The sequence below is a fragment of the Cognaticolwellia mytili genome (assembly GCF_002104475.1).
Classification (GTDB): Bacteria; Pseudomonadota; Gammaproteobacteria; order Enterobacterales; family Alteromonadaceae; genus Cognaticolwellia; species Cognaticolwellia mytili.
The window spans coordinates 805,538-819,897 of sequence record NZ_NBOF01000002.1; the positions used below are offsets into that span (position 1 = coordinate 805,538).

10 protein-coding genes are annotated in these 14,360 nt (G+C 39.5%); 3 read left to right on the plus strand and 7 right to left on the minus strand.

The genetic code is table 11. The annotated features are described in order from the left end of the window. Positions 1–2: 2 nt before the first annotated feature. On the plus strand, positions 3–2,810 hold the full coding sequence (locus B7C41_RS08390; RefSeq protein WP_085298337.1) for a bifunctional aconitate hydratase 2/2-methylisocitrate dehydratase: 2,808 nt from the start codon (positions 3–5) through the stop codon (positions 2,808–2,810). Between the two features lie 140 nt (positions 2,811–2,950). Here the strand turns inward: B7C41_RS08390 and B7C41_RS08395 are convergent, their stop codons facing one another. The 7 genes from B7C41_RS08395 to ampD form a co-directional block, all read right to left on the minus strand. Continuing rightward, complete coding sequence (locus B7C41_RS08395) at positions 2,951–3,295, minus strand: hypothetical protein (RefSeq protein WP_085298338.1); 345 nt, start codon at positions 3,293–3,295, stop codon at positions 2,951–2,953. A 140-nt stretch (positions 3,296–3,435) separates the two neighbouring features. After that, positions 3,436–4,866, minus strand: coding sequence for a dihydrolipoyl dehydrogenase (gene lpdA, locus B7C41_RS08400; protein WP_085298339.1), 1,431 nt, complete (start codon positions 4,864–4,866; stop codon positions 3,436–3,438). A 260-nt stretch (positions 4,867–5,126) separates the two neighbouring features. Beyond that, positions 5,127–6,791: a dihydrolipoyllysine-residue acetyltransferase gene (gene aceF, locus B7C41_RS08405; protein WP_085298340.1), complete on the minus strand. Its 1,665-nt coding sequence runs from the start codon at positions 6,789–6,791 to the stop codon at positions 5,127–5,129. Between the two features lie 34 nt (positions 6,792–6,825). Then, complete coding sequence (gene aceE, locus B7C41_RS08410; RefSeq protein WP_085298341.1) at positions 6,826–9,501, minus strand: pyruvate dehydrogenase (acetyl-transferring), homodimeric type; 2,676 nt, start codon at positions 9,499–9,501, stop codon at positions 6,826–6,828. Between the two features lie 106 nt (positions 9,502–9,607). Further along, positions 9,608–10,384, minus strand: a complete 777-nt coding sequence (pdhR, locus tag B7C41_RS08415) for a pyruvate dehydrogenase complex transcriptional repressor PdhR (protein WP_085298342.1) — start codon at positions 10,382–10,384, stop codon at positions 9,608–9,610. A 439-nt stretch (positions 10,385–10,823) separates the two neighbouring features. Further along, positions 10,824–11,705 (minus strand): beta-lactamase regulator AmpE, encoded by an 882-nt coding sequence (gene ampE / locus B7C41_RS08420; protein ID WP_085298343.1) that lies wholly within the window; start codon positions 11,703–11,705, stop codon positions 10,824–10,826. 42 nt (positions 11,706–11,747) lie between these two features. Beyond that, a complete protein-coding gene (ampD, locus tag B7C41_RS08425) occupies positions 11,748–12,341 on the minus strand; it encodes a 1,6-anhydro-N-acetylmuramyl-L-alanine amidase AmpD (RefSeq protein ID WP_085298344.1) in 594 nt (197 codons plus the stop codon). A gap of 75 nt (positions 12,342–12,416) precedes the next feature. Here ampD and B7C41_RS08430 point away from each other — a divergent pair, with 75 nt between their 5' ends. Further along, positions 12,417–12,938, plus strand: coding sequence for a retropepsin-like aspartic protease family protein (locus B7C41_RS08430; protein WP_085298345.1), 522 nt, complete (start codon positions 12,417–12,419; stop codon positions 12,936–12,938). After that, positions 12,939–13,826 carry a carboxylating nicotinate-nucleotide diphosphorylase gene (nadC, locus tag B7C41_RS08435; RefSeq protein ID WP_085298346.1) on the plus strand — a complete coding sequence of 296 codons (888 nt, stop codon included), beginning with the start codon at positions 12,939–12,941 and terminating at the stop codon, positions 13,824–13,826. The last annotated feature ends 534 nt before the right edge of the window (positions 13,827–14,360 follow it).

Sequence of the window (14,360 nt, forward strand, 5' to 3'; positions counted from 1 at the left end):
AAATGAGTCTGTATTTAGAATATATCGCAGAAATTGAAAGTCGTAAAAATGACCTAGGTTTAGCGCCTAAGCCAATTGATAGTGCTGAGTTATTAGCTGAAATCATTGAGCAAGTTAAAGATCAATCAAATGAATATCGCGCTGATTCATTAAATTTCTTCATCTACAACACACTTCCGGGTACAACAAGTGCTGCAGGCGTAAAAGCTGCATTTTTAAAACAAATCATCCTTGGCGAAGCAACTGTTGCTGAAATCACAGTTGAGTTTGCTTTTGAACTACTCTCTCACATGAAGGGTGGTCCTTCAATTGAAGTATTACTTGATCTTGCTCTAGGTGATGATGCTGCGTTAGCTGGCCAAGCTTCAGACGTATTAAAAACACAAGTATTCTTGTACGACGCTGATACTGCTCGTCTTGAAACAGCCTTTAAAGCAGGTAGTGCCGTTGCTAAAGATATTCTTGAAAGTTATGCACAAGCTGAGTTTTTCACAAAACTTCCTGAAGTAGATGCAAAAATTGAAATCGTTACTTATGTTGCTGGTGAAGGTGATATTTCTACTGATTTATTGTCTCCAGGTCATCAAGCTCACTCTCGTGCAGACCGTGAATTACATGGCCACTGCATGAGCACACCTGAAGCTCAAGCAGAAATAAAAGCATTACAAATTAAACATCCTGATGCAAAAGTGATGTTAATTGCTGAAAAAGGCACTATGGGTGTTGGTTCATCTCGTATGTCTGGTGTTAACAACGTTGCATTGTTAACAGGAAAGCAAGCAAGCCCTTATGTACCTTTCATCAACATCGCTCCGATTGTTGCTGGCACTAATGGTATCGCCCCTATTTTCTTGACTACCGTTGATGTGACTGGCGGTATTGGTCTTGATCTTAAAAACTGGGTTAAGAAAGTAGATGCTAGTGGCAATGCAGTTGTTGACGGTAATGGCGATGCTGTTTTAGAAGAAGCCTACTCAGTTACTACAGGTACGGTATTAACTATCGATACTAAAGCGAAGAAGTTATTCAATGGCGATAAAGAACTAGCAGACATATCTTCAGCATTTACGCCGCAAAAAGTTGAGTTTATGAAAGCAGGTGGCTCTTACGCTGTTACTTTCGGTAAGAAACTACAAACATTTGCAGCAGAAGCTTTAGGTGTTAAACCTGCAAGCGTATATGCCGCTTCAAAAGAAATTTCACATGAAGGTCAAGGTTTAACGGCTGTAGAAAAAATATTTAACCGTAACGCGGTTGGCGTTGTTTCTGACTCACCTCTACATGCCGGCTCAAACGTTCGTGTTAAAGTAAATATTGTTGGGTCACAAGATACAACTGGCCCTATGACATGTCAGGAATTAGAAGCGATGGCTGCTTCTACTATTTCTCCAATTGTTGATGGCGCATACCAATCAGGTTGCCACACAGCATCAGTCTGGGATAGCAAAGCGCAAGCAAATATTCCTAAATTAATGGCATTTATGAACAAGTTTGGATTAATCACAGCACGTGATCCAAAAGGTGTTTACCACTCAATGACTGATGTTATTCATAAAGTATTGAATGACATCACTATTGACGATCGCGCTATCATTATTGGTGGTGATTCACATACTCGTATGTCTAAAGGCGTAGCTTTCGGCGCCGATTCAGGCACAGTTGCTATCGCACTTGCAACAGGTGAGTCTGCAATGCCAATTCCTGAATCTGTTAAGGTTACCTTTAAAGGTAACATGAAAGACCATATGGATTTCCGTGATGTTGTGCATTCAACACAAGCGCAAATGCTTAAGCAATTTGGCGGCGAGAACGTTTTCCAAGGTCGCATTATCGAAGTACATATCGGTACATTAATGGCTGACCAAGCGTTTACTTTCACTGATTGGTCTGCAGAAATGAAAGCAAAAGCTTCAATCTGTATTTCAAACGATGAAACATTAGTTAAATCTATTGAGCTTGCTAAGAGCCGTATCCAAATTATGATCAACAAGGGCATGGAAAACGAAGCAGGTACATTAGCAGGTTTAATTGCCTTAGCTGACAAACGTATTGAAGAAGTTAAGTCAGGCACTCAACCAGCATTAGCACCAGATGATGCAGCTAAGTATTACGCAGAAGTTGTTGTTGACCTTGACACAATCGAAGAGCCAATGATTGCTGATCCTGATGTAAACAACGACGACGTTTCTAAGCGTTACACGCATGATGTTATTCGTCCAGTATCATACTACGCTGATAAGTCAGTAGACTTAGGCTTTGTTGGTTCTTGTATGGTTCACAAAGGCGATATGCAAATCGTTGCGCAAATGTTACGTAACCTTGAAAAACAACAAGGTACTGTAGAGTTTAAAGCACCACTAGTTGTTGCAGCACCAACTTACAACATTGTTGATGAGCTTAAAGCTGAAGGTGACTGGGAAATTCTTCAAAAGTACGCTGGCTTCGAATTTGATGATGCGGTTCCTAAAAATGCTGCTCGTACTAAATATGAAAACATCTTATACCTAGAACGCCCAGGCTGTAACTTATGTATGGGTAACCAAGAAAAAGCTGAACCTGGCGATACAGTAATTGCAACTTCAACACGTTTATTCCAAGGTCGTGTTGTGGCTGATACTGCAGAGAAAAAAGGTGAGTCTTTACTTGGTTCATCAGCTTTAGTAGTACTTTCAACAGTGTTGGGTCGCTTCCCTACAATGGCAGAGTACAAAAGCGCAGTAGAAGGTATCGACTTAACTAAGTTCACTCCTCCTACAGAAGAAATGACAACTAAGTACTCAGCTCAAGCAGTACCAGTTAAAGTGGTATAGTAACCATTTTATGAAGTAGGAAAACATCTACTTTGTGAGTTAACGTCAGATAAGAAAAGGGCTACTTATTTAAAATAAGTAGCCCTTTTTATTTCAGCTTTGCAACGATTTATCCGAGCTCTAGCTGATAGAAGAATACACTAAGGATCTGGACATTCAATATTGGCAGACAATGATGGCATGATCATATTTGGGAATGACAACTTATCATCAAAGCCCTCAACACCTTTTAACACTTCAATTTTGAACCCATAGCTTTTACAGATACGTAAAGACTTACGCATTAAAAAAGTGGCTAATTTACTAAACTCAGTATCCTGCTTAGCAATAACTTGTAGGTGGTATTTTCCAAGCTCAATATCTGTTTGCTTAAACTGCACTTGATGATCAAAATCCCATTGTGATGCGCCACTTGGGGTTTTAACATTACTCGCACAAGCCGTTAATATCAGTGCTAATACAAGCACACTTGATGCTCTTACCATCTAAATTTCCTTGTGAAACAAAATAATAAAATATTATCGAATACAATCTAGTATAGCCTTTTGAAAAATATTTCGACAATTGACGTACAAAAAAGCCAGCTAATTAGCTGGCTTTTAAAAACAGTTAGATGAATTTATAACTACTTTTTCTTTTTAACTGCTTTAGCATTTGGTAAATCAGTAATTGAGCCTTCAAATACTTCAGCAGCTAAGCCAATTGATTCATTCAATGTTGGATGAGCATGGATTGTTAATGCTAAGTCTTCAGCATCAGCGCCCATTTCAACAGCTAAACAAACTTCACCAAGCATTTCACCAGCATTGATACCAACTATAGCACCACCAAGTACGCGACCTGTTTCTTTTTCAAAGATCATCTTAGTTTTACCTTCAGTACGTGCAGAAGCAATTGCACGGCCAGAAGCGGCCCAAGGGAAGTTAGCAACTTCAATATTTAAGCCTTGCTCTTTTGCTTCACGCTCAGTAACACCAACCCATGCCATTTCTGGATCAGTATAAGCAATTGAAGGAATACAGCGCGGGTCAAACTCATGCTTCTTACCAGAGATAACTTCAGCAGCGCAATGTGCTTCATGAACCGCTTTATGCGCAAGCATAGGCTGGCCAACAACATCACCAATAGCGAAGATGTGAGGTACGTTAGTACGCATTTCTTTCGAAACGTTAATAAAGCCACGCTCATCAACATTTACGCCTGCTTTATCAGCAGCAACTAAATGGCCATTTGGCTTACGGCCAACAGCAACTAAAATTTTATCGTAACGTACGGCCTCTGCAGGTGCTTTTTTACCTTCAAAAGTAACGTATAAACCATCATCTTTAGCTTCAACAGCAACAACTTTTGTTGACAGCATAATATTGAATTTCTTCTTGTTATAAGCTGTATAAACTCTAACAATATCTTTATCTGCCGCAGGAACAAGTTGATCAGCAAATTCAACAACTGAAACATTTGAACCTAATGCTGAGTAAACAGTACCCATTTCTAAACCGATAATGCCACCACCAAGTACTAACATCTCTTCAGGTACATCTTTAAGCTCTAAAGCACCTGTTGAATCAATAACACGAGGATCTTCAGTTGGAATAAAAGGCAAATCAACAACAGAAGAACCCGCAGCAATAATCGCATTATCAAAAGTAATGGTTGTCTTGCCGTCTGCACCTTCTACTTCGATCGTTTTATCAGAGGTGAATTTGCCGTAACCAAACACTGTTTTAACTTTACGTGCTTTCGCCATTCCGCCTAAGCCGCCAGTTAATTGACCTACAACGCTTCCTTTCCAGTCACGAATTTTATCTAAATCAATTTGAGGTGCGCCAAATGTAACACCGTGAGATGCCATTGCAGCTGCATCATCAATAACCTTAGCCACGTGTAAAAGTGCTTTTGAAGGGATACAACCAACATTCAAACAAACGCCACCAAGCGTTTCACGACTTTCAACTAATACTACGTCTAAACCTAAATCTGCTGCGCGAAATGCTGCTGAATAGCCACCAGGACCCGCACCTAAAACTACTACTTGAGTTTTAATATCGTTACTCATGCTAACCTCAAAATTGATGTATTTATTGCTGGTTATGCCAGCCTATATTTGCTGAATGATGATTCGCGGTGTTAGCCGCTAGCATTTCCAACACTTTTTTGTATATTTCTTGCCGGCAATTTTACTTAAACCGCACAAGAATCGCTATCTTTTAATCTGCAATTGCTGGCGAAAAGTTGGTATAAATGAAAATTAACCAAGCAACTTTCATTTTACCAACTTATTCCAGCAAAACGCTGATAGATATCAAATGTTAGTAACTATAATATTAGTGTTCTAATATCACTCATCACATTTGATAGATGCACAGTAAAACGTGCTGCCAACGCACCATCAATTACACGATGGTCATACGACATTGATAATGGCAACATAAGCTTAGGCTCAAAATCTTTACCATTCCACTTAGGCTTCATTTCGGATTTTGAAACACCTAAAATAGCCACTTCAGGTGCATTCACAATCGGCGTAAATGCCGTGCCGCCAATGCCACCTAAACTTGAAATAGTAAAACAACCACCTTGCATATCAGCCGCTTTTAGTTTGCCATCACGTGCTTTTATGCTAATTTCTAAAAGCTCGCGAGATAATTGATGTATACCCTTTTTATCAACATCACGTACTACCGGTACAACCAAACCGTTTGGCGTATCAACAGCAACACCAATGTGGATGTATTTTTTCAAAATTAGGCTTTCACCATCTTCACTCAAACTTGAGTTAAAGGTTGGGAATTCACGTAAAGCATCAGCAGCGGCTTTTAATATAAACACTAGCGGTGTAATTTTAAAGCCTAGCTTTTTCTTCTCACAAACAACGTTCTGCTCTTTACGGAAAGCTTCAACATTGGTGATGTCAGCTTCGTCAAATTGAGTAACATGTGGAATCGTTACCCAGTTGCGATGCAAGAATGGCCCAGAAATTTTCTGAATACGGGTCAGTGCTTTGGTTTCAACTTCACCGAACTTAGAGAAATCAATAGCTTTAGCGCTAACAACTTGTAAACCACCTTCACCAGCAGCAACTGAACTGCCTGCATTCGCTTTCGGACGAGAAAGCTCATACTTCACGTATGATTGTACATCTTCTTTTAAAATACGAGCTTTATTGCCAGTACCTTTCACTAACGTTAAATCAACACCAAATTCACGTGCTAAGCGACGAATTGACGGTGAAGTATAAATACTACCTGATGACTTCACAGTACCCGCTTGTGGGTGATGTGGTACTGGAGCAGCTTTTTTAGCAGCAGGCGCTGGCGCAGCTTTTGGTGCTTCGACAATTTTTTCAGCTACTGGCGCTGCAGCTTCAACCGGTGCGCCACTTGAAGTTTCAAGCTTGATCACCAATGAGCCTTGTTTAACTTTGTCACCAACCTTGATAAGCACTTCTTTAACCGTACCTGCATGTGAAGAAGGTACATCCATGGTTGCTTTATCAGTTTCTAAGGTGATTAAGCCATCTTCTGCTTCAATAACATCACCAACGGCAATAAGCACGTCGATAACATCAACTTCTCCATCTTCACCAATATCTGGAACCGCAACGTCAATAATTGCAGTTGCTACTGCAGCAACTGATGCTGGTTCAGCAGCTACTGGTTCTTCATCAACCACTGGTGCAGGAGCTTCAACAGCAACTTCTACTGGTGCGGTTTCTGCACTTGCTGCTTCACCAGCTGGCGTCACTTCGGCGCTCATTTCAGCAATGACGTCACCTTCTTTAATTTTGTCACCAACGTTAACTAATAAAGCACTCAACGTACCAGCAAAAGGTGCTGGAATATCCATTGATGCTTTATCAGTTTCAACCGTTAATATACCTTCATCTGCTTCAAGTGAGTCACCCACTGCAAAACAAATTTCAATAATTTCAACTTCTTCGCCACCAACATCAGGGACTAGAATTTTTTGACTAGTAGACATATTAATTATCCTATCTCTTTCTAATACTAATGGATTATGCGTAAAGTGGGTTAAGTTTTTCAGTGTCAATATTGAAGCGTTTAATGGCTTCAGTAACCACTGAACGTTCAACGTCACCACGGTTTGCTAATTCAAATAGCGCCGCTACCACAACATAAGCAGCATTCACTTCAAAATGAGTGCGTAAATTAGCGCGGCTATCACTACGACCAAAACCATCAGTACCTAAACAACGATATTCTGTGTCAATGTAGGCACGAACTTGGTCTGAATAGTTTTTAATGTAATCAGTTGCCGCAATCGCAGGACCATTTTCTTTGGTAATTACCGTAGAAATATAAGCTTGTTTTTGCTTACTTTCAGGGTGAAGCATATTCCAACGCGTTACATCTTGTCCGTCGCGTGCTAATTCATTAAATGAAGTGACGGAATAAACGTCACTTGAAATACCATAATCAGCGCTTAGAATTTGTGCTGCTTCACGTACTTTTTCTAAAATAGTACCTGAGCCCATCAATTGCACATTAGCTTTCGCTTTTTTAGCCGCAACTGTTTCAAGCTTGTAAATACCTTTAATGATTTCATCAGCAACGTCTTTATTATCAGGTATTGCAGGGTGCTGGTAGCTTTCGTTCATTAGTGTTAAGTAGTAGAAAATATTTTCATTATTTTCATACATGCGACGTAAACCATCACGCACGATAACAGCAACTTCATAACCGTAAGTTGGATCATAAGTAACACAATTAGGAATTAAGCCTGCTTGCACATGTGAATGACCATCTTGATGTTGTAAACCTTCACCATTTAGCGTTGTACGACCTGCCGTAGCACCTAATAAGAAGCCACGTGCTTGGCTGTCACCCGCCGCCCATGCTAAGTCACCAACACGTTGGAAACCAAACATTGAGTAGTAAATGTAGAATGGGATAGTCGTTGCGTTACAGGTCGAGTAAGAAGTACCCGAAGCAACCCAAGACGCCATAGCACCTAATTCGTTAATACCTTCTTGTAGCACTTGACCTTTTTTGTCTTCACGGTAGTAAGCCACTTGGTCAGCATCTTGAGGAACGTATTTTTGTCCTTCGTTAGCGTAAATGCCCACTTGACGGAATAAACCTTCCATACCAAACGTACGTGCTTCATCAGGAATAATTGGCACAATACGTTTACCAATTTTCTTATCTTTTAATAAGGCATTTAATACACGAACAAACGTCATGGTGCTTGATACTTCACGCTCGCCAGAGCCTTTCAAAATAGCATCAAAAGCTTTTAATGGTGGAATTTCTAAACTTTCTTCTGCTTGTTCACGACGTGCAGGTAATGAACCACCTAATGCTTCACGACGGGCTTTTAAGTATTTAAACTCTTCACTGTCTTCAGGGAATTTGTAGAATGGCAAATCAGCAATTTCATCATCGCTAATTGGCATGTTAAAACGATCACGGTAATGCTTAATCGATTCAACATCCATTTTCTTAACATTGTGTGCAATGTTAAGTGCTTCACCTGAGGCACCTAAACCGAAACCTTTCACCGTTTTAGCTAAAATAACCGTTGGGCGACCTTTAGTTTCTTGCGCTTTTTTATATGCTGCATAAACTTTAACAGGATCATGACCACCACGGTTTAAGCGGTAAATGTCTTCGTCTGACATATTCGCCACAAGTGCTGCAGTTTCAGGATACTTGTTGAAGAAGTTTTCGCGGGTATACTTACCACCTTTCGCTTTACAGTTCTGGTATTCACCATCAACCGTTTCTTCCATCAATTGTAAAAGCTTACCTGAAGTGTCGCGGGCGATAAGTGCATCCCAGTATGAACCCCAAATGACTTTAACAACTTCCCAGCCAGCGCCACGGAATGTGCCTTCAAGTTCTTGAATGATTTTACCATTACCACGAACAGGGCCGTCTAAACGTTGCAAGTTACAGTTGATCACGAATGTTAAGTTATCTAAACCTTCGCGAGACGCTAGACCAATTGCACCTAATGATTCTGGCTCATCTGTTTCACCGTCACCTAAGTAACAGTAAACACGTTGACCTGAACAATCTTTAATACCGCGGTCAGTTAAATACTTAAGGAAACGTGCAGTATAGATAGCCTGTAATGGACCTAGACCCATAGAAACCGTTGGGAACTGCCAAAAATCTTTCATCAAATGTGGATGTGGATAAGACGATAAACCTTCACCATCACACTCTTGACGGAAATTATCCATTTGTGATTCAGTTAAACGGCCTTCCATAAACGCACGTGCATAAATACCCGGTGCAATATGACCTTGTGAGAAAATAAAGTCGCCGCCATCTTTTTCAGATGCCGCTTTAAAGAAATGGTTAAAACCCACATCATATAGCATCGCAGATGATGCAAAACTACCAATATGGCCACCTAATTCTAAATCTTTTTTCGACGCGCGAAGCACTAAAACAAGGGCATTCCAACGAATTGCCGCACGAATACGTGCTTCAATAGTTTGGTCAGCAGGCATATGAGGCTCTTGCCCTGGAGGAATAGTATTTACATAAGCCGTTTTTGCATCGAACGGTAAATGGGTGCCGCTACGACGAGCGCGATCAATCAATTTTTCTAAAATAAAATGTGCGCGATCTGGACCTTCGTTTTCCAGAATAGAATCCATTGATTCTAACCACTCTTGGGTTTCCAATGAATCCAAATCAATCTTTGGGAGCTCAGACATAATTACATAGTCTCCAATAATTAGTAGTATAAAGTTAAATTTATGTGTTTAAAGATAGCCGCTTTTTTGCAGATATCCTTAACTCGTTTAAAATGTTAAAAATAATCTAAAATTTTGCTTGTTTCATTCGTCGCATCGAGCGTTCCATACGACTATTTTCTTGTGTCATCTTTAATAACACCTCTTCAATAAAGGCTAAGTGTCGATGACTGGCTCCCCAAGCTATTTGAGGTTTACCACTAATAATCGCACTCATTAACCGAGTACGATAATCGGATATTTGGCTAAACACATCAGGACGTTTCGCTAATATTGTTAAATTCTGTTCAATATTGTCAATTAATAGTGGCGCCATACTATTCGCTAATTGCAGAATGACACCATTATGACTAGCAGCGCAAATGGCTAGATAAAAGCCAAAAACTGCTTCTGCTTCAATTCGGTAGTTTTCTTCAAGTTGAGCACTACCAATATTGTCGTGTTTGCGTTGAATTTCATCAAAGTCGGCTTGTGTGCCGCGCATCGCAGCATAATATGCAGACATGCCTTCTATACCGTGGCGAAATTCCAATAAATCAAATTGTGACTCGCTGCTACTTGCCATTAAGGCAAACAATGGATCTGACAAGCCTCCTAAAATATTTTCATTGACGTAAGTGCCACCACCTTGACGTCGGGTGACTAAATTCTTTGCTTCCAACTTTTGAATAGCTTCACGCAAAGACGGGCGAGAAACATCGAATTGTTTAGCTAATTCGCGTTCAGCTGGCAATTTTTGTCCCGGCTTTAAACTACCTTCTAGGATCATTGTCTCAAGCTGCGACTGAATAACATCAGACAACTTTGCTTGCTTCACCGGTTTTTTAATACTCGGAATCGACATTTAAAACCCTTTAATATTCAAATATTTTGTATCTAAATTCAGAAAACTTTACCGAACATAAAACTGGTAAATTGGTAAGACCAATTGAATTTTCGAGTCATAATGTACCAAATAGCACGGCAGTTGTAAACTACAGCTTAATTTATGAGCAAAAATATGGAGGGTAAATCCATTAATCTGGCTTAAGTTTTACTGAATGAATATAGTGTATTAAACAAAAAGTAAGGTGAATTGAATGGAGATAACTAAGGGTAAGCCTAAGTGATATAAACTTGAGCCCTAGATTTTAAATGTGCAATAGTTACAGATGTGCCAATGGTATTTCAATATGAACTCGCAGCCTTTTTGTTCTGATGTATAGAATAAAAGGCAACAAGTAGATTTACTTAGTAAGTAAAGCAAAAGAATATCAGCACTCTCTTGCTCTTCCAAAATTTTACTAGGTGATAATGCCCGTTAGAATTAATACTGATATAACAGCTAAAAATAGCAGTAAGGTGCGCTTAGCAAGCTTAACCAGTAAACACGGCTCTAAAGTACAATCATCGGTATCTACCATCAAATCCTCCGACTTTTCTGCGACAGATATTAGAACCTTGCTAGGAGCCTTTTCAAACTCAAACAAGTTTTCTAGCCAAACGGGCATAGCTTTAGAGAAGTGTCCAACAAACATATAACCAAACGCAACAAACCTGACCGGTAACCAGTCAACCCAAAACAATAGTTGCTGTGTCGCCTCGCGGCCATCACTGGTGGCTTTAATATGTTCTTCACCATTATCAGCTTCTTCATCAATGGTATTAGTATCTTTACTATTAGCGCACTCATTTACAGTGGTAAGTAAACGGTAAAACAAGGCTCCTGCTGCACCAAATAGCACAAAAAACAGCATAACCGCAATAAAATATCGGTAGTTTAACCACACTAAAGTTTGACCAAACCCCATATCAGCAATATTTTTATCTTGCTGAAGTTGCATATGGTGTAATTCACAGCTAGTCAATTCACCTTTAAACGCAGAAACTAAATAATTTTTATACGCATCTCGCGTTTTCATACAGCCGAAACAAACTATTAAAATCAAGGTCGATGCTATTAGGTGCAATAAAGCGTTATCTACTTGAGACAATAAAAAATAACAGCCAAACACTGGCATAAAAATAACCGCATAGCTTAGCGCAGCAGATTGACGAAAATTAGCTAAAAATTTAGTTTGCTTAATCGCAGAAATGTAACGTCGATGAAAGGTATTGAACTGCCAAGTACTTGACGACAAGTAACGTTCTGCAATTAATGCAATCAATAAACTAATTAAGCTCATATTTAATTATCCACTTTAATAAAATAAAACCTTGTTGCTAGGCTATTCAGCAAGAAGTTCGCGATAAAAATCCCAATCAAATGCAGCACCTGGATCCGTTTTACGCACAGGTGCAATATCACAGTGCCCGACAATGTTATCTTCTAATTCGGGGTAAACGCCAATTAAGGTATGGCTCAAGCGACTAAGCTGCTGATATTGTTCTATAGTATATGGAATATCATCGGTTCCTTCCAGTTCTATACCGATAGAGAAATCATTACATTTTTCTCGTCCTTGATAATTTGATACTCCGGCATGCCAAGCTTTGTCATTAAAAGACACATATTGCACAATATTGCCATTACGCTGAATAAGGCAATGAGCAGAAACTCTTACCTCATATATACTTTCAAAATAGGGGTCGACTGTCGGGTCTAAATTACCAAGAAAAAAATCAGTAATATAGCCACCACCAAATTTCCCTGGCGGTAACGAAATATTATGCACAACCAACAAGCTAACCGCTTCATTTTCATCTCGAGGCTCAAAGTGGCTAGACTTTTTAATTTCAGCATTGTTTAACCAGCCATTAATTATGGCAGATTTTGGCTTGTTTTTTAGTTCGCTTGGCGTAATTGACATACAATAATTCATACTTTGTTTATCCTTGCACTATTACATAGTAAAGTTATCAACAGAACAAGAGAGTAACCTAAGATCTGGAGTCCTATGAGTGAGAATGATGTTACAACAAGTTTTGGCAAAGGCTTTGTATGGATAGCTTGGGTTATCGGTCTGGCATTGTTAGTTTTTGTTTTTCAAGATTTATTAGACGATCAATACAACCCAAATCAAGACCCGAAACTTTCATTGCAAAGCAATGGTCAAGCACAAGTTACTTTGCAACAAAATCGCCAAGGGCATTATTTAACCAATGGCGCAATTAATGGTGAAAAGGTGACGTTTTTACTGGATACAGGCGCAACACAAGTGTCCATTCCTGCGCATATTGCAGAAAAATTATCACTGCAAGCTGGCGGCAAAAGCCGTGTACAAACAGCAAACGGCAGCATCGCAGTTTATCAAACACAAATAAATGAATTACGCATTGGCAATATCTACCTGTATAATGTCGCGGCACATATCAATCCGAGTATGAACGCAAATGAAATTCTATTGGGCATGAGCGCCTTAAAAAGAGTAGAATTTCGCCAAACAGGCAAACAACTTATTTTACGAGAGCAACTTTAGATGTTACCAGTATCATTAATAAACGACATTACCAAAACCGTGACATGGGCATTATGCGAAGACTTAGGTGTCAATACCTATGATGAACTTGCTAGTAGTAGCGATATTACCGCAGAATTAATACCTGTAGAGAATATCGCCGTTGCTAATATTATTAGCCGTGATGAATGTGTAATTTGTGGTATCGCTTGGGTAAATGAAGTTTTTAAGCAGCTAGATACAATTTACAATACTAAAACCGCTATCACTTGGTTTGTTAACGACGGTCAAAGTGTGAAAGCTAATACTACGTTATTTGAATTATCTGGCAATGCTAGAATTTTATTAACAGGCGAACGTACTGCATTAAATTTCTTACAAAGCCTTTCTGGTACTGCAACCGTAACTAGTACTTATGTTAAGCACCTTGAAGGTACGAAAACTAAGCTACTTGATACCAGAAAAACCCTTCCAGGCTTACGTAGCGCGCAAAAATACGCAGTGACTTGTGGTGGTGGCGTTAATCACAGAATTGGCTTATTTGACGCCTTTTTAATTAAAGAAAATCATATTGCTGCTTGTGGCGGTATTGAAAAGGCCATCAGTACTGCACGTATTAACCATAGTGATAAAACTGTAGAAGTTGAAGTCGAGAATATCGAAGAGCTATCCCAAGCATTAAATGCTGGTAGCGATATTATTATGTTAGACAACTTTACTACTGAAATGATAGAGCAAGCTGTAAAACTAACCGCTGAAATATCCAACGGTAAAACTAAGTTGGAAGTTTCCGGTAATATGACACTAGAAACGTTGAGAGATTATGCAAAATCAGGTGTTGATTTTATCTCTGTTGGCGCATTAACTAAACATGTGAACGCCATTGATTTGTCTATGCGCTTTGTCTAACTACGTCATTAAACCTATACCCTAACTACTTGATTATAGAGTCGTTCCACTTGAAGCCGCCGGTTTCAGCAAGTCGAAAAAAGGGTTAGAACCAAGGCCTTGATTGAAGAGGAGCTTTATTCTCGGTTCTGGCCTCCTGCATGGCCCTATCTCCTACATCCTTGCAGTTGTATTGTCGAAATCAATAACACTGGAGATGACCTTTTATCGACTTGCCTTTAGGGCTAAGCTAGAAAATCAGTTTTGCGTTGCGGTATTTGACAAGGCTTTCGCATGGATGTGGGATATTAGAATAAAGCAGGGGCAACTATCGAGATTATCTATTATCTACATGCCGCATCTTGATCTGATGTCCTAGCTTAACTCTAAAATTGCATCTTCAAATGGGACAGTTATAGATGCAGGTTCTAGCCTTTGTAATATTTTTAACACCTGAGCCATTACAAGTTTTGATATCGCTGCTCCTATTCCACTCCCCAAGTATTCATAGCTTTCTTTAACCCCCTCGCCTGTAGCTCTATAAAAATTGAATAA